Source organism: Streptomyces yatensis (genome assembly GCF_018069625.1).
Taxonomy (GTDB): domain Bacteria; phylum Actinomycetota; class Actinomycetes; order Streptomycetales; family Streptomycetaceae; genus Streptomyces; species Streptomyces yatensis.
The window spans coordinates 5,750,037-5,768,424 of record NZ_CP072941.1 but is presented as its reverse complement, the minus strand read 5'-3'; the positions used below and the strand labels follow the sequence as shown (position 1 = coordinate 5,768,424).

16 protein-coding genes are annotated in these 18,388 nt (G+C 73.2%); 11 read left to right on the top strand and 5 right to left on the bottom strand.

Annotation, left to right across the window (positions count from 1 at the left end):
- The first annotated feature begins 268 nt into the window (after positions 1 to 268).
- The 3 genes from J8403_RS24315 to J8403_RS24305 all read left to right on the top strand — a co-directional run bounded on the left by J8403_RS24315 (position 269) and on the right by J8403_RS24305 (position 2,676).
- Positions 269 to 775, top strand: coding sequence for a hypothetical protein (locus J8403_RS24315; protein ID WP_211125006.1), 507 nt, complete (start codon positions 269 to 271; stop codon positions 773 to 775).
- A gap of 138 nt (positions 776 to 913) precedes the next feature.
- Positions 914 to 1,813, top strand: coding sequence for a futalosine hydrolase (gene mqnB / locus J8403_RS24310; RefSeq protein ID WP_211125005.1), 900 nt, complete (start codon positions 914 to 916; stop codon positions 1,811 to 1,813).
- Entirely contained in the window at positions 1,810 to 2,676 is an 867-nt protein-coding gene (locus J8403_RS24305) for a 1,4-dihydroxy-6-naphtoate synthase (protein ID WP_211125004.1), read from the top strand. Before mqnB ends, J8403_RS24305 begins: the two co-directional genes overlap by 4 nt.
- Positions 2,677 to 2,786: 110 nt before the next feature.
- Here the strand turns inward: J8403_RS24305 and J8403_RS44385 are convergent, their stop codons facing one another.
- On the bottom strand, positions 2,787 to 3,170 hold the full coding sequence (locus tag J8403_RS44385) for a cold-shock protein (protein ID WP_014061494.1): 384 nt from the start codon (positions 3,168 to 3,170) through the stop codon (positions 2,787 to 2,789).
- Positions 3,171 to 3,338: 168 nt separating this feature from the next.
- On the opposite strand from J8403_RS44385, the gene J8403_RS24295 reads away from it, so the two are divergent.
- Entirely contained in the window at positions 3,339 to 3,644 is a 306-nt protein-coding gene (locus tag J8403_RS24295) for a hypothetical protein (protein ID WP_211125003.1), read from the top strand.
- Positions 3,645 to 3,728: 84 nt separating this feature from the next.
- Here J8403_RS24295 and J8403_RS24290 read toward each other — a convergent pair whose 3' ends face one another.
- Positions 3,729 to 4,427, bottom strand: a complete 699-nt coding sequence (locus tag J8403_RS24290) for an HAD family hydrolase (RefSeq protein WP_211125002.1) — start codon at positions 4,425 to 4,427, stop codon at positions 3,729 to 3,731.
- Between the two features lie 75 nt (positions 4,428 to 4,502).
- Here J8403_RS24290 and J8403_RS24285 point away from each other — a divergent pair, with 75 nt between their 5' ends.
- Genes J8403_RS24285 through J8403_RS24275 form a run of 3 tightly spaced genes read left to right on the top strand, consistent with a single transcriptional unit; the run spans position 4,503 to position 7,587 of the window.
- Complete coding sequence (locus J8403_RS24285; RefSeq protein ID WP_211125001.1) at positions 4,503 to 5,537, top strand: FecCD family ABC transporter permease; 1,035 nt, start codon at positions 4,503 to 4,505, stop codon at positions 5,535 to 5,537.
- On the top strand, positions 5,534 to 6,709 hold the full coding sequence (locus tag J8403_RS24280; protein WP_211125000.1) for a FecCD family ABC transporter permease: 1,176 nt from the start codon (positions 5,534 to 5,536) through the stop codon (positions 6,707 to 6,709). The genes J8403_RS24285 and J8403_RS24280 overlap by 4 nt, the downstream gene beginning before the upstream one ends.
- Positions 6,706 to 7,587 carry an ABC transporter ATP-binding protein gene (locus tag J8403_RS24275; protein WP_246585963.1) on the top strand — a complete coding sequence of 294 codons (882 nt, stop codon included), beginning with the start codon at positions 6,706 to 6,708 and terminating at the stop codon, positions 7,585 to 7,587. The genes J8403_RS24280 and J8403_RS24275 overlap by 4 nt, the downstream gene beginning before the upstream one ends.
- 118 nt (positions 7,588 to 7,705) lie before the next feature.
- Here the strand turns inward: J8403_RS24275 and J8403_RS24270 are convergent, their stop codons facing one another.
- Positions 7,706 to 8,983, bottom strand: a complete 1,278-nt coding sequence (locus tag J8403_RS24270; protein ID WP_211124999.1) for a hypothetical protein — start codon at positions 8,981 to 8,983, stop codon at positions 7,706 to 7,708.
- 186 nt (positions 8,984 to 9,169) lie between these two features.
- Here J8403_RS24270 and J8403_RS24265 point away from each other — a divergent pair, with 186 nt between their 5' ends.
- Positions 9,170 to 11,986, top strand: coding sequence for a helicase C-terminal domain-containing protein (locus J8403_RS24265; RefSeq protein ID WP_425519827.1), 2,817 nt, complete (start codon positions 9,170 to 9,172; stop codon positions 11,984 to 11,986).
- Positions 11,987 to 12,049: 63 nt separating this feature from the next.
- On the opposite strand, the gene J8403_RS43760 is transcribed toward J8403_RS24265, so the two are convergent.
- Positions 12,050 to 12,985, bottom strand: a complete 936-nt coding sequence (locus tag J8403_RS43760) for a VanZ family protein (protein WP_246585962.1) — start codon at positions 12,983 to 12,985, stop codon at positions 12,050 to 12,052.
- 178 nt (positions 12,986 to 13,163) lie between these two features.
- Between J8403_RS43760 and J8403_RS24255 the strand changes: the two genes are divergently transcribed.
- From J8403_RS24255 to J8403_RS24245, 3 genes are all read left to right on the top strand, one after another.
- Positions 13,164 to 14,813, top strand: coding sequence for a DNA repair helicase XPB (locus J8403_RS24255; RefSeq protein WP_093462679.1), 1,650 nt, complete (start codon positions 13,164 to 13,166; stop codon positions 14,811 to 14,813).
- Between the two features lie 235 nt (positions 14,814 to 15,048).
- Positions 15,049 to 15,477: a hypothetical protein gene (locus J8403_RS24250; protein WP_211124998.1), complete on the top strand. Its 429-nt coding sequence runs from the start codon at positions 15,049 to 15,051 to the stop codon at positions 15,475 to 15,477.
- A gap of 264 nt (positions 15,478 to 15,741) precedes the next feature.
- Positions 15,742 to 17,862 carry a HelD family protein gene (locus J8403_RS24245; protein ID WP_211124997.1) on the top strand — a complete coding sequence of 707 codons (2,121 nt, stop codon included), beginning with the start codon at positions 15,742 to 15,744 and terminating at the stop codon, positions 17,860 to 17,862.
- Between the two features lie 18 nt (positions 17,863 to 17,880).
- Here the strand turns inward: J8403_RS24245 and J8403_RS24240 are convergent, their stop codons facing one another.
- A complete protein-coding gene (locus J8403_RS24240; RefSeq protein ID WP_211128399.1) occupies positions 17,881 to 18,300 on the bottom strand; it encodes a VOC family protein in 420 nt (139 codons plus the stop codon).
- Between the last annotated feature and the right edge of the window lie 88 nt (positions 18,301 to 18,388).

The following is an 18,388-nucleotide window of genomic DNA, read 5'->3' as shown; positions in this document are numbered from 1 at the left end:
GTGGGCGACAGGGAGCTTGAGGCACGGCGTGGGCGACAGGGAGCTTGAGGCGCGTGGGCGACAGGGGGCTTGTCGCGCATGCGCGACGGCCGGCCGGACTCGTATGAGCGGCGGCCGGCCGGATTCACCTGCACGGCGGCCGGCCTGAATTGCACGCACGGCGGTCGACCCGACCCGCCTCCGCGGCTCGCGCGGGTCAGGCGACCCGCCTCCGCCGCTCGCCTGACCCGCGCGCGAAGTGATCAGGGCGGCCCGATAGCCTGCCCGCATGACCGCTGCGCTGTTTTCCAGGGGCAAGGGCCGCCGCGCCGCCACCGCCGCCTGTGCTGTGTCCCTCGGGCTCGTCGCCCTCTCCGCATGCGACAAGCCGACCCCGCTGGCAACGGTGACGGTCGGTTCGGAGACCGTGACGGCCGAGGCGAGCGACGGCTGCTACGGCGACGGCAAGGACCTGAGCTCGGCGAAGTTCAAGGCGTGCCTGTCGGCCAAGCCCGAAAAGACGATCAAGGTGACCCCCGGGGACAAGGTGCGGATCGGGGTGGACCCCGAGATCGCCAAGTCGAGCTGGGGCCTGATCGCCAACAACCCGGTCATGGCCGAGGCGAGCAAGGAGACGTACCGCAGCTTCGACAGCGACACGCTCTTCGCCAAGCAGAACCCGCAGACGGGCCAGACCACGCTCGAGAAGAAGGTCACCATCACGATCGCCGAGCTCGGCAAGAGCAGCCAGGGCGTCAAGGGCATCTGGCGCTTCACGCTGGAACGGGACTCCTGACAGGATTCCTGACGTACGGGGCTCCGCAGGACGAAGCGCCGCGCTGACGGGGCCCGGCCGCACGGGGAAGACTGGGCACGTCGGGAGAGCCCGACGCACCAGGAGCACCAGCCACGCCGTGACAAGGGGGAATCGTCCATGCGCGTACTGATCGTCACGGCTGTGCCCGCCGAGCGGGACGCCGTGGTGCGGGGCGTCGGCGGCACGGCCCCCGAGGTGGCCGAACTCCCCGTCCCCGGCGGGATGATCCACCGGCTGAGCCCGGTGCCGCCCGCCGGGCCGCCGCTCACCGTGGACGTCCTGGCAGCCGGGGTCGGCCCGGCGGCCGCGGCGGCCGGCACCGCCGCCGCCCTGACCGCGGCCGCGGTCGCCCGTACCCCCTACGACCTCGCCGTATCGGCCGGTATCGGCGGCGGCTTCACCACCGCGCTCCCCGACGCCGCCGCGCGGCCCAACCCGACCGCGCTCCCCGACGCCACCGCGCGGCCCGACGGCGCCGAGCGCCCCAACCCGACCGCGCTCCCCACCGCCGAGCAGCCTGCCGCCGAGCAGCCCGCCACCGAGCAGCCCGCCACCGCGCGCCTCGGCTCCATCGTCGTCGCCGACGCGATCGTCGCCGCCGACCTGGGTGCCGAGACCCCCGACGGCTTCACCGCCGTCACCGATCTGGGCTTCGGAACCGTCGAACACCTCCCGCCCGCCCCGCTCGTCGCCGCCGTCGCCGAGGCGACGGACGCCGTGCGCGGCACCGTGCTCACCGTGTCGACCGTGACCGGGAGCGCCGAACGGGCCGCGGAGCTGCTGCGCCGCCATCCGCACGCCGCCGCCGAGGCCATGGAGGGCTTCGGCGTGGCGGAGGCCGCCGCGGCCCAGTCGGTACCCGCCCTGGAGGTACGGGCGATCTCCAACGCCGTCGGGCCGCGCGACCGCGCCGCCTGGCGGATCGGGGCGGCGCTCGAGGCGCTCACCAGCACCTTCGAAACCATCGCCCCCCTCCTCGGCACCTGGACCTTGGACCCGGAAGGAACCCGGCAGTGACTGAGCCCCTGAAGATCGCCTACTCCCCGTGCCCCAACGACACCTTCGTCTTCCACGCCTGGGCCCACGGCCAGGTCCCCGGCGCGCCCGCGCTCGATGTCACCTTCGCCGACATCGACATCACCAACGGGATGGCGGAGCGCGGTGAGTTCGATGTGCTGAAGGTGTCCTACGCCGTACTGCCGTGGGTGCTGGACGACTACGCGCTGCTGCCCTGCGGCGGCGCGCTCGGGCGCGGCTGCGGTCCGCTGGTGCTCACGCGGCAGCCCGGCGAGGGGCAGCAGCTCACCGGCAAGGACCTGGCGGGGAAGACGGTCGCGGTGCCGAGCGAGCGTTCGACCGCGTATCTGCTCTTCCGGCTGTGGGCCGCCGCCGAGGTGCCGGGCGGGGTCGGCGAGATCAAGGTGCTGCCGTTCCACGCGATCATGCCCGCGGTGCGGGACGGCGAGGTCGACGCCGGGCTCGTCATCCACGAAGCCCGGTTCACCTATCAGAATTACGGGCTGCACTGCCTGGCTGACATGGGCGAGCACTGGGAGCAGACCACCGGTCTGCCGATCCCGCTCGGCGCGATCATCGCCAAGCGGTCACTGGGCGAGGAGCGGCTGCGGGAACTCGCCGACGCCGCCCGGTCGTCGGTGCGGATGGCCTGGGACGACCCGGAGGCGTCGCGGACGTATGTCCTGGAGCACGCCCAGGAGATGGACCCGGCCGTCGCCGATCAGCACATCGGGCTGTACGTGAACGAGTTCACCGCCGACCTGGGCGAGAACGGCTACGCCGCGGTGCGCGGGCTGCTGACCCGCGCGGCGGCCGAGGGGCTGGTGCCGCCCCTCGGCCCCGGCGCGCTGGACGCGGTCTGACGTTCCGGCGGATTCCGGCGCTCCCATGGAATGCGGCTGAGGGAATTCCGCCTGACGGGATGTCGTATGTGCGGGGCCGATCAGGCCGGCCGATCGGATCGGCGGTCAGGTCATACGTCCAGCTGGTCGGCCACCGCTCGCAACATGCCCGCGATCTTGTGGCCGTGCGCCTTGTCCGGGTAGCGGCCGCGCTCCAGCTGCTGCGTCACGTTTTCCAGCAGAGTGGTCAGATCCTGGACGATCGACGCCAGCTCATCCGGCTTGCGCCGCTGGGCGGCCGCCACGGAAGGGGTCGGGTCGAGAACGGTGACGGACAATGCCTGGTCCCCGCGATTTCCGGCCACCACGCCGAATTCCACGCGCTGCCCCGGCTTCAATGCGTCGACGCCTTCCGGAAGCACCGACGAGTGAACGAAGACGTCGCCACCGTCATCGCGGGAGAGAAAGCCGAAGCCCTTCTCACTGTTGAACCACTTGACCTTGCCGGTAGGCACGTCTGTCTCGTCCTCGTCGCTCGTCGGAAAACACGGAAAAACAGCTCTCGATAGCACTACAGCGGGTCGTAAGACCCGCCACCACCAAGGCTAATGGTCCCGAGCCTGGTGACAAGACGTACCCGGGTGGTTCCTATGCGCGCTCTGGCACGGATCTACCCTGGTGCGGTGAGTAATGAAACCCCGCACGCTGGCGGCTCCCCCCGCTCCCCCCGGGAGGCGCCCCTTCCCGGCGACCGGCTCATCCGGTCCGGCGTCATCGTCTTCGCCATCGGGGCGGTGGCCACGCTCGTCACCGTCGCGCCGCTCTTCCTCGGCGCGGATCCGCTGCCCTCGGTCGCGTACTTCATGTGCATGCTGATGGGCGTCGGCTTCGCCCTCGCCGGGGCCGGGCTGCTGCGCTCCATCGCGGCGCAGCGGCGGCAGGCCGCGGCCACCCGGGCACCACGGACGGCCGTACCGCCGAACGGGTGAATCAGCCCGGGGTCTGTTTCAACCCCGGGAGCCGCTTCACCCCCGGGATCCGCTTCACCCCCGGGATCCGCGTCCGCGAGCCGGTCACCGAGCCGATCGGCCCGCTATGTGCCCCGCCAGCCAGGCCGGGAACGCCGTCAGATCGTCCAGGACGACATCGGCGCCGGCCGCCAGCAGCTCATCCGCCGGGCAGGGCCCGGTGGCGACCGCCACGGACAGCGCACCGGCCGTACGGGCGCCCCGGACGTCACCCGTGTGGTCCCCCACGTACACCGTCGCGCCGTACTCCCGCAGCGCCTCCGCCTTGGCCTCGGCCCACAGCCAGCCGATGACCGCGTCGGCCTCGATGCCCAGGTGGCTCAGGTGCAGCTTGGCGTTGGGCTCGTGCTTCGCGGTGACGACGATGGCCCGGCCCCCGGCCCGCCGCACGGCCTCGATCGCCTCACGGGCCCCGGCCATGGCGGGGGTCGGCGCGATCGCGTACTCCGGGTAGAGCTCGCGGTAGAGCTCGCCCATCTCCTCGACGCGCTCGTCGGGGAACCACTGCACCAGCTCCTGCTCCAGCGGCGGGCCGAGCCGGGTGATGGCGAGGTCGGAGTCGATGTAGGTGCCGGTCCGGGCCGACAGCGCCTCGTACGCCGCCTTGATGCCCGGCCGGGAGTCGATGAGGGTCATGTCGAGGTCGAAGCCGACGGTCACCGTGTGGGAACCGGCCTCCGCGGCGAGGCCCGGGTCGGTGGTGGGGGCGGGGGACGGAGCGGAGTACGAAGACATGCCCGCCATTGTGCCTCGACCCACCCCATACACTTAGCCTCGCCTAACTTCGTAGCCGACGAGCGAGAAGAACGAACGGACGCGATGACCGCCGACCGGACCAGCAGCCGCCCTCCCAGAGCCTCACTGGTCCGCCGCCGCCTCGGCTGGACGGCCACCGCCGTCGTCGCCCTGCTGCTCGCCACCCTGCTGAGCCTCGCCGTGGGCAGCCGCCAGATCGCGCCGAGCGCGGTGCTGGACGCGCTGCTGCACGGCGGTTCGAGCGATGCCGCCGACATCGTGCGGTCCCTGCGGCTGCCGCGCACCGTCATCGGGCTGATGGTCGGCGCGGCACTCGCCATGGCGGGCACCGTGATGCAGGGCGTCACCCGCAATCCGATCGCCGACCCGGGCATCCTCGGCGTCAGCCAGGGGGCCTCGGTGGGCGTGGTGCTCGCGATCGCCTTCGCCGGGGTGCACACGCTGGGCGGCTATGTCTGGTTCGCCTTCGCGGGCGCGGGGCTGGCCTCGGTGGCCGTCTACGCCATCGCCAGCAGCGGGCGGGGCGGCGCGACCCCGGTCAAACTCGCCCTCTCCGGCGCCGCGATCAACGCGCTGCTGGTGTCCGTGACGACGGGCGTACTGACGACGAAGGCGGCGGCCCTGGACGAGTTCCGCTTCTGGCAGATCGGCTCGCTCGCCGGGCGGGACACCGAGATCGTCGGCCAGATCTGGCCGTTCCTGCTGGTCGGCACGGTGTTGGTGATCGCGGTGGCACGCGGTCTGGACGCGCTGGCGCTCGGCGAGGACGTCGCGAAGGGGCTCGGCCAGAACGTGGCGGTCGTACGGGTCGTCGCCGCTCTCGGCGCCACGATCCTCACCGGGGTCGGGGTCGCCGCCGCGGGGCCGCTCGCCTTCGTCGGCCTCGCGGTCCCCCATATCGCCCGCGCGATCGTCGGCACCGACCACCGCTGGGTCCTTCCGATGGCCGCCCTGATCGGCCCGGTGATGCTGCTGGTCTCGGATGTGGTGGGCCGGATCCTCTTCCCGCCCAGCGAGGTGCCGGCGGGCGTGATGACCGCGCTGATCGGGGTGCCCTTCCTGGTCACGCTGGTCCGCCGGAAGACGGTGGCCGCATGACCGCGACCGACAGCCGCACCGGCCGTCCGGGGGGCCGGGCGGGTGTCCGCCCCGCCGGATACGGCCTCATCCGCGTCAAGGGCCGCGGCCGTGGCGGACCCGGCGGACGAAGCGGCCATGACCTGCGTGACCGCCGTGGCGGATCGTTCCTGCTGCATCGTCGCTCGGCCCTCGTCGCGCTCGGGCTGGCCCTGGCCACCGTCGCCGTCTGTGTGGCGTATCTGTGCGTCGGCGAGAGCTTCATCGCCCCCGCCGACGCCGTGAAGGCCGTCCTGCACACCCAGTGGGGCCTCGGGCAGGCCACCCCGAACGATCTCGTCGTCGGCACGCTGCGGCTTCCCCGGATGACGCTCGGTCTGATGGTCGGCGCCGCCTTCGGCATCGCGGGCGCGCTGATCCAGACGGTGGCCCGCAACCCCCTCGCGAGCCCGGACATCATCGGTGTCAGCCAGGGCGCGAGCGCGGTGACCGTGGGCGCGATGACCTACGGGGTCACCTCCTTCGCCGTCCTGCCCTATCTCTCCGTCGCGGGCGGTCTCGCCGCCGCCGCGCTGGTCTACGTCTTCGCCTGGCGCGGCGGGCTGCAGGCGACCCGCTTCGTGCTCATCGGCATCGGCTTCGCCGTCGCCCTGCGCTCGATCACCCATCTCTTCCTGACCAAGGGCGACTATCTCGTGGCCCAGCAGGCGAAGGTGTGGATGACCGGTTCGCTCAACGGACGCGGCTGGGCCGAGGCCGGTCCGCTCGGCTGGGCGCTGCTGGTGCTGCTGCCCGGGGTGCTGTGGGCGGCGCGGGCGCAGCGCACGGTATCCCTGGACGACGACACGGCGACGGCGCTGGGCGTACGGCTCGGCCGGGTGCGGCTGGGCCTGGTCTCCCTCGGCGTCGTGCTCGCGTCGACGGCGACGGGCGCGGCCGGCCCGGTGGACTTCGTGGCGCTGCTCGCCCCGCAGATCGCCCGCCGGATGACCCGGACCGCCCAGATCCCGCTGCTGTGTTCGGCCCTGGCCGGGGCGTTCATCGTCGTCACCGCCGATCTGCTGGCCCGCAAGCTGTTCGCGCCGACCGAACTGCCGGTGGGCGTGCTGACCGCCGCGGTCGGCGCCCCGTATCTGATCCACCTGCTGCTGTCTTCCGGGGGACGCGGCCGTAAGGGAGGCACCGCCGCATGACCGCTTCGGCGTCCACAACGGGTACGACGGGACCGGGTCCGGTGGCACCCGCCGCCCCGAACCGGCTCACCGCGCGTGAGCTGACCCTCGCCTACGAGGACCGGACCGTCGTGGACGGGCTGGACCTGGCGATACCCGACGGCGAAGTCACGGTCATCGTCGGCCCCAACGCCTGTGGCAAGTCCACCCTGCTGCGCGCCCTCGGGCGGCTGCTGCGGCCGCGCGGGGGCGCGGTACTCCTCGACGGCACTGACCTCGCCCGTATCCCCACCAAGAAGATCGCCCGGGCCGTGGGGCTGCTTCCGCAGACCCCGGTCGCGCCCGAGGCGATCACCGTCGCCGATCTCGTCTCCCGTGGCCGCCAACCGCATCAGCACTGGTGGCAGCAGTGGTCGGAGGAGGACGAACGAGCCGTCACGGACGCCATGGAGCGTACGGACGTGACGGCGCTCGCCGACCGCCCGGTGGACGAGCTGTCCGGCGGGCAGCGGCAGCGCGTATGGATCGCGATGGCGCTCGCGCAGGAGACCGATCTGCTGCTGCTGGACGAGCCGACGACGTATCTGGACATCTCCCACCAGGTGGAGGTGCTGGACCTGGTGCGCCAGCTCAACCACGAACGCGGCCGTACGGTCGTCGCCGTCCTGCACGACCTCAACCAGGCCGCCCGCTACGCCGATCATCTGATCGCGATGAAGGCGGGCCGGATCGTGGCCCGCGGCCGCCCGGCGGAGATCGTCACGGCGGAGCTGGTGCACGAGGTCTTCGGCCTGGACTCGGTGGTCGTTCCCGACCCGGTCACCGGCAGCCCCCTCGTCGTCCCGGCCGCGCCTTGGCGGGCCGAGCGGGACAGAGCGGCGCGGGCCGAGCCGGGCTGAGCGGCGCGGGCCGAGCCGGGCTGAGCGGAGGGCGGGGTGCCCCGCCCCCGGGGTCAGCCCTTGGCGGCGTCAGCCCTTGCCTGCGTCAGCCCCTGCCGGCGTCAGGCCCCTGCCGGCGTCAGCCCTTGCGTCGCCTCGCGCGCCACAGCAGGAAGAGCACCGAGGCGATGGCCGCGCCCCGGACGACGAACGGCCAGGTGCCGGTCAGCGCGTCCTTCCACCCGTCCTCGGGGATCGGCTGACCCCATTTGCGGGCGGCCCGGCCCCACAGCCAGACCCCGGCCCCGGCCGCGACCAGACCGGGTATGCCCAGCGAGGCCCACTTCGCCCCGGCCGGAGAGTGGCGGTAGGTGCCGTAGTACGCGATCACCCAGCCGAAGGCGATCGGGATGATGTTGCCCATGACGGCGCCCGCCACCAGGAGTCCGACCGCCACCAGCAGCACCGGGCCGAGCCCGGCCAGCCAAGTGGCGACGCCGCCCGCGCCCCCGCCCGCGGGCTGATCGGCCGCCTTACCGGGCCCGAGGAGCACCCGGCGCAGCCCACCGCGCTGCTTGCCCCGGGCCCCGGCCGCGGCCTTGGCCTCCGCCTCCTCGGCGGCCTGGGCCTCGGCGGCGGCGGCCTCCTCCGCCGCCGCCTTCTCCTCGGCCTCCCGCCGCTCCTGGCGTTCCTGCTCGGCCGTCTTGCCCTGGCCGAGCAGTTCGGGGATCTCGATTCCGCCGGTGAACCCCTCGACCGAGCCGTACTGCGCGTCGCGCCGCTCGGACTGGGCGAACGGGCCCGCCTCCACATGCCACCAGTCCATGTTGGACTCGCGCGGGCTCAGTTCGTCCTCCCCCGCGAGATGCGGCGGCGAGGCGGCGTTGGACGGGGGTGTGGCCGGGGTGGCGGGCCTCGGCTTGATCAGGGAGGGGGAACCGTCGCCCGGGCCGCCGCCGTTCCGGCCCGCGCCGGGCGCCCCCGGGGCGTCCTCCTCGCGCGGGGTGGGGACCTTACCGGTGAGACCGCTGCTCTTGGCGAGCCCGGCCAGCTTGTCGCGGGCCGCCCGCGCCGCCCCGGCGGCTCCCCGCGACGACGCACCGCCGCCCGCGCCACTGCCCGCACCGCCGACCGCGCCACCACCCGCCGCGCCCGGCTCGGCGCCCGCTCCCGCGCCCGGGTCGGGGGGCCGGCCGCCCGCGGCGGCCACCACGTCGGCCGGTGAACCCAGCTTGGACAGGATTCGCTTCACCCCGGCCGGGCTGTCCGCCCCTCCGGTGGTCCGGCGATGGTCGATATCGGCACGCAGCCCGGAGACCAGTCGCATGCGTTCACCGGACGACAGACCCTGCTGCTGAGCCAGGTCACCGACACGGCTCAGATAGTCGTAGACGAGCTTTTCGCTCTCGATCCCCACCAAGACCCCTGAGAATGCGCACGGTCGGCGTATCAGTCGGCTCCGACCGTACCGCGCGGAAGCGGAGTCCCGCCGCATCCCCTGCGTCCCGCACCCCGCGGGTACTGTGGATCGAATGAGCAGTTCATGGAATCGGGAGGGCTGAAATGCCCGAAGAGACCAGCTCGCGCAACCGGGAGGCATGAGTTGCCCGCAGACACCGGCCGTGGGGACACCGGCCACGGGGACGGCGGCCCACGGGGCACCGGCCCAGGGGACGGCGGCCACGGCAACCGCGGCCGCGCGGTGCCGCGCACACTCGCCGAGGAGCTGCGGACCCGGCCCGACGACGCCCTCGCCGCCCTGCTGCGCGCCCGCCCCGATCTGCTCTCCCCGGTCCCGAACGACCTCACCCAGCTCGCCACCCGGGCCGGCACCCGCGCCTCGGTGGTACGGGCCGTGGAGCGGCTCGACCGGTTCGCGCTGCAGACCGCGGAGGCCCTGGCGGTCGCGCCCGACCCGTGCGCGTACGCAACCCTGCGGGATCTGCTGACGGGTGATGAGGGCGCGGCGGAGGCCGACGGTACGGGGGCTGCTCTTCAGGGCCCCGGGAGTGGCTCGCCCGCGGCACCCCTCAGCCCCGGCTCCTCCTCCAGCCCCGCATCCGGCACCGACGCCGCCCTGGGCGCCGAGGAACGTGCCGCGATCGCGGCCGAGCTGCCGCGCGCCATGGCCACCCTGCGCGACCTGGCCCTGGTCTGGGGCGGTGACGACCGGCTCCGCCTGGTCCGCACCGCCCGCGAACTGCTCGCGCCCTCCTCCACCTCCCCCTCCCCGACCGGTCTCGGCCCGACCGTCCAGGAGGCCACGTCCGGGATGTCGCCGGGCCGGCTGCAGGAGTTGCTGGCGGGCGCCGGGCTGCCGCCCACCCACGACCCGGTCACGGCGGTGGCGGCCCTGGCCGAGCTGTTCCAGGACCGCACCCGGATGGCGGCGCTGCTGGACGGGGCTCCGGCGGGCGCGGCGGCCGTGCTGGCCAAGCTGACCTGGGGACCGCCGTACGGGGAGGCGTCCGTCGCCTCGCCCACCCCGCCCGTCGGCTGGCTGCTGGACCGCGGACTGCTGCTCCCGTCCGGGCCGCGCAACGTGGTGCTGCCCCGCGAGGTCGCCCTGCATCTGCGCCACGGCCGGGCGCACCGCGCCCCCGAGCCGCTGGCCCCGCCGCTCTCGCCCGTCACCGAACACGATCCACAGGTTGTGGATAACACCGCCGCGGGCCAGACCTTCACCGCCCTGGCCACCGTCGAGGAGTTGCTGGGGCAGTGGGAGAGCGCCGGACCGCCCGTGTTGCGCGCGGGCGGGCTGAGCGTCCGCGACCTCAAGCGGGCCGCCGTGGCACTCGATGTGTCCGAACCGGTGGCCGCCTTCTGGATCGAGCTGGCCTACGCGGCCGGGCTGGTGGCCTCCGACGGCGAGACCGACGAGCGCTACGCCCCCACCCCCGCCTACGACGACTGGCTGCGGCTGCCCGCCGAGGAGCGCTGGGCGCGGCTCGCCGCCGCCTGGCTGCCCGCGACCCGTACGGCGGGGCTGATCGGCGGCCGGGACAACCGGGGCCGCACCCTCGCCGCGCTCGGCCCGGACCTGGACCGCTCCCCGGCCCCCGAGGTCCGCCGCCGGGTCCTCGAACTCCTGGCCACCCTCCCACCCGGTACCACGGCCACCCCCGACGTCCTGCTGCGTCGGCTGCGGTGGGAGCGGCCGACCAGCCACCGCGGCACCCCCGCCGCGGCCACGGCCGGTGCCGCCCCCAGCGCCGCCGCCTCCCCCATCGGGGCCGCCTCCCCCACCAGGGAGGACCTGCGCTCGCGGCTGGCTCGCTGGGCCGTGGCCGAGGCCGAAATGCTCGGGATCACCGGCCGGGGCGCGCTCTCCTCCCACGGCCGCGCCCTGCTGGAACCCCACCCGGACGAGCCCCCGGCCGCCAGGATCGGGACCGCGTCCGCACACGCCGCGCGGCTGCTCGCGCCGCTGCTCCCCGAACCCCTCGACCACGTCCTGCTCCAGGCCGACCTGACCGCCGTCGCGCCCGGCCCGCTGGAACGGCCGCTCGCCGAGACGCTGGGCATCCTCGCCGACGTGGAGTCCAAGGGCGGCGCGACCGTGTACCGCTTCACGCCCGAGTCCGTGCGCCGTGCGCTGGACGCCGGGCGGACCGCCGACGACGTGCACACCTTCCTCGCCGCCCACTCCCGCACCCCGGTGCCCCAGCCGCTCAGCTACCTCGTCAACGATGTGGCCCGTAAGCACGGGCGGCTGCGCATCGGCGCCGCCTCCGCCTATCTGCGCTGCGACGACGACGCGCTGCTCGCCGAGATCCTGGCCGACCGCCGCTCGGCGGGGCTGCGGCTGCGCCGCCTCGCCCCCACCGTCCTGGCCGCCCAGGCGCCGCCGGACACGCTGCTGGAGGGGCTGCGGGCGATGGGGTACGCCCCGGCCGCCGAGTCCGCCGAGGGCGATGTGCTGGTCAGCCGCCGCGAAGCCCAGCGCACCCCGCCCCGTACACCGCCCGTCCCGGTGCCGGAGGGCCCGCCGGTGGCCGACGCCACCCTGCTGGGCGCGGCGGTACGCGCCATCCGCGCCGGGGACCTGGCCGCGACCGCGCCCCACAAACCGGCTGTCGCGTCGGAGGCCGGGTCGGTGCCGGATGCCGGTTCCGGGGCCGGTTCTCGGCCCGGCTCCGGGGCCCGTTCGGGGGCCGCGGGGTCCGCCGCCACCGGCGACCGGCTGCCCCGCACCACCTCCGCCGACACCCTCGCCACCATGCAGGCCGCGGCCCTGACCGGCTCCAACGTCTGGATCGGCTATGTCAACGCCAACGGCGCGGCCACCCAGCGGGTGATCGCCCCGGTCCGGGTCGAGGGCGGCTTCGTCACGGCGTACGACCACACGGCGGACGAGGTCCGTACGTACCCTCTGCACCGCATCACGGGCGCCGCCGAACTGGCCGAGGACGCGACGTAGGACTACGGCCGGTGACCGGGGCTCCGCCCCGGACCCCGGTCCTCACGCGCCGGACGGGCTGATTCATGCCGTGGGCGGTACCTCGGTCCCCCGTCGGGTCCAGCGGTGCCACCAGTGGCGGCGCCGGGGGTGCAGGGCGTGGCCGAGCCAGCGGCCGACCACGACGTAGCCGAGCAGCGCACCCGTGGTGTTGAGGATGACGTCGTCGATGTCGAAGGCCCGGCCCTCGACGATGAGCCCCTGAACGGTCTCGACGGCCACCATCACCAAGGCCGTCACGACGACCACCCGCACCGCGCCCCGCGCCTTGGGGAACAGCATCGGCAGCAGCACCCCGAAGGGGGCACCGAGCAGCACATTGCCGCCGATCTGCTTCACCGTGTCCCGGAAGGCGGGCTGGTCGATGTACGCGCGCAGCGACCGCCCCGGATGCAGATTGGTGTGGACGAGGTCGACGGAGCCGGGCGAGGGCACGAGCGTGGCCTTGGCGAGCGCCGCCGCGAAGCCGACCATGCAGACGAACGCCACGAGCAGCACCAGCAACCGTGCGGCGCGCGCGCCGAACGACTTGCGCTGCAGCAGCGCCGTCTCCGGCGTGCCCTCGGGCTCCATGGGCTCCACGGGCTTTGCGGGCTTCGCGGTCCGGGCCTTCGTCGACGCGGCCTTCGCGGACTCGGGCTTCGCGGCCTGGGCCTTCGCGGTCCGCGGCTTCGTGGACTGCGGCTTCGTGGACTGCGGCTTCGTGGACTGAGCCTTCGCGGTCGGCGACTTCGCGGTCCGCGGCTTCGTCGTCCGGGCCCCCTTCGTCAGAGCCCCACCCGCCCGCGGCCCCTTCTTCTGGCCGCTCACCCGCTTCTCGCCGCTCGCCGTCTTCTGGCCGCCCGTCGTCCGGGAGCCCTCCCCCGGCTTCTTCTCCCCCGACCGCTTCTCCGCCGCCCGCTTTACCGTCGTCCTCTTGTCCGCCGTCCGCCGGATCTCCCATCCAGCGATGCTGATCACAGGGACTCCCTCCCGCCCATGGCTCTGTTGTCGCGGCGCTGTCGTCGCGGTTCCGTCGGTCCGTGTTCGTCTTCGCCGCTTGCCCGTAGCCGCCGGTTGTATCCCTGCGGCTCTCCGCCACGCCTCCTCGATGGGGGACACTGGTTCTTTGGCCGGCAGCACGAAAGGACCCAGGCGCGTGAATGGACCCCTCATCGTCCAAAGCGACAAGACGCTCCTGCTCGAGGTGGACCACGAGCAGGCCGGCGCCTGCCGCCGCGCCATCGCGCCCTTCGCCGAGCTGGAGCGGGCGCCCGAGCACATCCACACCTACCGGGTGACCCCGCTGGGGCTGTGGAACGCCCGCGCCGCCGGGCACGACGCCGAGCAGGTGGTCGACGCCCTCGTCGCGTACTCCCGCTACCCCGTCCCGCACGCCCTCCTCGTCGACGTCGCGGAGACCATGGCGCGCTACGGGCGGCTGCGGCTGCTCAAGCACCCCACCCACGGTCTGGTCCTGGAGACCAGCGACCGCCCGATCCTCGAGGAGATCCTGCGGTCGAAGAAGATCCAGCCGCTGGTCGGCGCCCGGATCGACCCGGAGACCGTCGTCGTCCACCCCTCCGAGCGCGGACAGATCAAGCAGACCCTGCTGAAGCTGGGCTGGCCCGCCGAGGACCTGGCCGGGTATGTGGACGGCGAGGCCCACCCCATCGAGCTGCACGAGGACGGCTGGGCGCTGCGGCCGTATCAGACGCAGGCCGTGGAGGGCTTCTGGCACGGCGGCTCCGGTGTCGTCGTGCTGCCCTGTGGCGCCGGAAAGACGCTGGTCGGGGCGGGTGCGATGGCCACCGCCAAGTCGACCACGCTGATCCTGGTCACCAACACCGTCTCCGCCCGGCAGTGGAAGCACGAGCTGGTGCGCCGCACCTCGCTCACCGAGGAGGAGATCGGTGAGTACAGCGGTACGCGGAAGGAGATCCGCCCGATCACCATCGCCACGTACCAGGTGCTGACCACCAAGCGGAAGGGCATCTACCCGCATCTGGAGCTGTTCGACTCCCGCGACTGGGGCCTGATCGTCTACGACGAGGTGCATCTGCTGCCGGCGCCCGTCTTCAAGTTCACCGCCGATCTGCAGGCCCGGCGGCGGCTCGGGCTCACCGCGACGCTCGTCCGCGAGGACGGCCGGGAGTCCGATGTCTTCTCGCTCATCGGGCCCAAGCGCTTCGACGCGCCCTGGAAGGAGATCGAGGCGCAGGGCTATATCGCGCCCGCCGACTGTGTCGAGGTCCGGGTCAACCTGACCGAGGCCGAGCGGCTGACGTACGCGACCGCCGAGACCGACGAGAAGTACCGCTACTGCGCCACCACCGACTCCAAGCGGAAGGTCACCGAGGCGCTGGTCGCCCGGCACAAGGGGCAGCAGACCCTGGTCATCGGCCAGTACATCGACCAGCTCGACGAGCTCGGCGAGCATCTGGACGCGCCCGTCATCAAGGGCGAGACCACCAACGCCCAGCGGGAGAAGCTCTTCGACGCCTTCCGGGAGGGCGAGCTGTCGGTGCTCGTCGTCTCGAAGGTCGCCAACTTCTCCATCGACCTCCCCGAGGCCACGGTCGCCATCCAGGTCTCCGGCACCTTCGGCTCCCGCCAGGAGGAGGCCCAGCGGCTCGGCCGGGTGCTGCGCCCGAAGGCCGACGGCCACCCGGCGGTCTTCTACTCGGTGGTCGCGCGCGACACGATCGACCAGGACTTCGCGGCGCACCGGCAGCGGTTCCTGGCCGAGCAGGGGTACGCGTACCGGATCGTGGACGCGAGCGAGCTGCTCGCGGACGAGGACGTCTGACGTTCGGCCCACCACGAGTCACCCGGCCGCCCGGTCGCCGATCACCCGGTCGCCGGTCACCCGGTCGCCGGTCTCCCACGGCCGTTGGGCACCCACGGCCGTTGGGCACGCTCCCATGGCCATGACATGTGTCATGGGTGACCGGTGATCGCCGACTCTGCCCGGGGCGTTCCCCGCCCGGAAGGATCGTGAGTGTCAGCAGGACACGGCACCACGACGCCGAAGGGGCGGGGACATGGGCATCAGCATCCGCAAACGCACGACCGCGACCACCGACATCGACCTGAGCGACATCAAGCCGCTGCCGCTGTGGTTCTTCGGCTTCGAGGGCGTCATGGGTGCCGCGTACGACCTGACCAAGGCGTGGGACGACGCCTGGATGGTGCTCATCGCGATCGCCTTGGTGAACGTCGTCGTCGGGGCGACCGTGCTGCGCCGCCGGGTGAAGCTGATGCGGGCGATGCTCAAGAACGCCCACACCCGGAAGATCGCCATCGGGCTGCTCGTGCTCCGCGTCGGCCTCCATCTCGTCCTCGCCGCCCTCGGCGCCCCGGTCACCTCGGTCGCCGGGCATCTGACCGTCGCGGTCCTGATGGGCGCGACGACGGTGACGCTGCTGTGGTTCAACCAGCGCGTGACCTTCCGCGCCCTGCGGCTCGCCTGAGACGCCCCGCGGCTCGCCTGAGGCAAGGACGGGGCCCGCACGGGGGCCCAGCCCAGCCCACACCAGGCCCGCCATAATTCATTCGCCTCCCGGACATGCCCTGGCTACAATCGCCGGTCTTGCCGCCTCCCGCGTTCCCGAACGGGAGAGCCGCCGTCCGGACGGAAACCGGTCGGCATCTCTGACCGCGCATCCGTACCGCGCACCCGCTTTGTGTACTCGCTCTGTGCACTCGTTGTGTACTCGCTCGCCGGAGGCTACGCCGTGCCCTCGCACGCCCCTGACCACGCAGATCCCCTCTCAACCCCTCACGCAGACCCTCTTCCGGCCCCCCAGGCGGCAGACCCCCTCGCGCGGGAGCGCGCCCATCTGACCGACTCCCGCGCCGCGCTGCGCGCCATGCGCGCCGACGTCGAGGCCCTCGACCTCCGGGACGTCGCCGCGAACTGGGTCAACGCCGCGGCGCTGCACCACCAGGTCAGCGAGCGCATCAAGGCCCTCGCCGACCTCGCCGACACCCCGCTCTTCTTCGGCCGGCTGGACTATCTGCACGCGCCGGGCGCGGAGACGGCCGAGGGCGCGGAGGGCGAGCGCTTCTACATCGGCCGCCGCCATGTGCACGACGCGGACGGCGACCCCATGGTCATCGACTGGCGTGCCCCCGTCTCCCAGCCCTTCTACCAGGCGTCCAAGACCGCGCCGATGGATATCGCGCTGCGCCGCCGCTTCGGCTACACGGGCGGCGAGTTGACGGCGTACGAGGACGAACGGCTCTCCGACCCCGGCGAGGCGGAGCAGACCAGCAAGCTGCTCCAGTCCGAGATCGAGCGCCCGCGCGTCGGCCCGATGCGGGACATCGTCGCGACGATCCAGCCGGAGCAGGACGAGATCGTCCGCCAGGGGATCGGCGGCACCATCTGCGTCCAGGGGGCGCCGGGCACCGGTAAGACGGCCGTGGGGCTGCACCGGGTGGCGTATCTGCTGTACGCGCACCGCGAGCGGCTGGCCCGCTCCGGCACCCTCGTCATCGGCCCGAACCGCTCGTTCCTCCACTACATCGAGCAGGTCCTGCCCGCCCTCGGCGAGTTGCAGGTGGCCCAGGCGACCGTCGAGGACCTGGTGACCCGCCCGGCCCTGGGCGCGGAGGCGCGGGGCACCGACTCCGCCGACGCGGCGCGCATCAAGGGCGACGCACGGCTGGCCGAGGTGCTGCGCCGCGCCCTGCGCTCGTATGTCACCGCCCCCACCGAACCCTGTGTGGTGGTGCGCGGTTCACGCCGCTGGCGGGTGCCCGCGTATGAACTGGAGGAGATGGTCGAGGAGTTGCTGACCCGCGACATCCGCTACGGCGCGGCCCGCGAGGCGCTTCCGCAGCGCATCGCGCACGCCGTGCTCGTCCGGATGGAGCAGGCGGGCGAGGCGCCCGACGACCGGGTCCAGGACGCGGTCGCGCGCAACGCGGCCGTCAAGGCGGCGGTCAAGGCGGTCTGGCCGCCGGTCGACCCGGCCAAGCTGGTGCTGCGGCTGCTCTCCGACGCCGGCTTCCTGGCCGAGCACGCGGAGGGCGTCCTCGACGCCGACGAGCAGAAGACCGTCCTGTGGGCGAAGCCCGGGCGCGGTGTGAAGTCCGCGAAGTGGTCCCCGGCGGACCTGGTGCTGATCGACGAGGCCGCCGACCTGATCGAGCGCACCCCGTCCCTCGGACATGTGGTCCTGGACGAGGCGCAGGACCTGTCGCCCATGCAGTACCGCGCGGTCGGCCGCCGCTGCAGCACCGGCTCGGCGACCGTGCTCGGCGACATCGCCCAGGGCACCACGCCATGGGCGACCGCCAGTTGGGAGGAGGCGCTGACCCATCTGGGCAAGGACGGGGCGGCGATCGAGGAGCTGACCCAGGGGTTCCGGGTGCCGCGCGAGGTGATCGCGTACGCCTCACGGCTGCTGCCCGCCATCGCCCCCGGTCTGACGGAGGCCACCTCGATCCGCGAGGCGGCGGGCGACTTCTCCGTACGGGCCGTGGACCCGGCGGAGCTGGACGCGGCCGTCATCGCCGCGTGCCGGGACGCGCTGACCCACGAGGGTTCGGTCGGCCTCATCGCGGCCGACGCCCGCGTCCCGGCCCTGGCCGAGGCCCTGGACGCGGCGGGCCTGACCCCTCTCTCCCCCGGCGAGGAGACCAGCGCCGAGGCCCGGCTCACCCTCGTCCCGGCGACCCTGGCCAAGGGGCTGGAGTACGACTACGTGGTGCTGGACGAACCGGCCGCCGTGGTCGACGGCGAGCCGGACGAACGCACCGGGCTGCGCCGCCTGTATGTCGCCCTGACCCGTGCGGTCTCGGGGCTGACGGTCGTCCACGGGGCGGCGCTGCCGGAGCGGCTGAGCTGAGCCGGCGTGACGTGACCGTTATGCGTTGGCTTCGGCGGTCTGCTGTTCGAATCGCTTGAGGGCCTCCGGGGTGACGGGCGTGAAGAAGTTGACGAGATTGCCGTCGGGGTCCTTGAACAGCAGCGAACGGTTGCCCCAGGGGTGGGTGGTGGGCTCGTTCACGATCTCGATGTCGAGCTCCTTGAGCCGCTCGTACTCGCCGTCGACATCGGCGACGTGGAACTCCACGATCACGCTCTGGTTCGCCGCGGGCCTGGGGGCCTGCTCACCGAGCCCCCGCACCGTGCGGGTGCTCGCCAGGGCGAGGGTTCCGCGCGATGTCATGAACTCGGCGAAGTCGTCCGTGTACCGCTTCGCGGTCAGGCCCGTGGCCCGCTCGTAGAAGTCGGTGATCCGGGCGACGTCCTCGGTGATGATGCGGATCGAGGCGAAGTGCATGGCAGGCTCCCGTGAGGTGTTGTGTGCCGTGCGGATGACCGTACGGTCGATACCGGGCAGAAGCCGCCCGGTATCGATCACGGGTTTC

Coding starts and splice junctions, on each gene's coding strand:
- J8403_RS24315 (WP_211125006.1), top strand. CDS start 269: ATGACCGCTGCGCTGTTTTCCAGGGGCAAGGGCCGCCGCGCCGCCACC.
- J8403_RS24280 (WP_211125000.1), top strand. CDS start 5,534: ATGACCGCGACCGACAGCCGCACCGGCCGTCCGGGGGGCCGGGCGGGT.
- J8403_RS24240 (WP_211128399.1), bottom strand. CDS start 18,300: ATGCACTTCGCCTCGATCCGCATCATCACCGAGGACGTCGCCCGGATC.
- J8403_RS24290 (WP_211125002.1), bottom strand. CDS start 4,427: ATGGCGGGCATGTCTTCGTACTCCGCTCCGTCCCCCGCCCCCACCACC.
- mqnB (WP_211125005.1), top strand. CDS start 914: ATGCGCGTACTGATCGTCACGGCTGTGCCCGCCGAGCGGGACGCCGTG.
- J8403_RS24250 (WP_211124998.1), top strand. CDS start 15,049: ATGGGCATCAGCATCCGCAAACGCACGACCGCGACCACCGACATCGAC.
- J8403_RS24285 (WP_211125001.1), top strand. CDS start 4,503: ATGACCGCCGACCGGACCAGCAGCCGCCCTCCCAGAGCCTCACTGGTC.
- J8403_RS24275 (WP_246585963.1), top strand. CDS start 6,706: ATGACCGCTTCGGCGTCCACAACGGGTACGACGGGACCGGGTCCGGTG.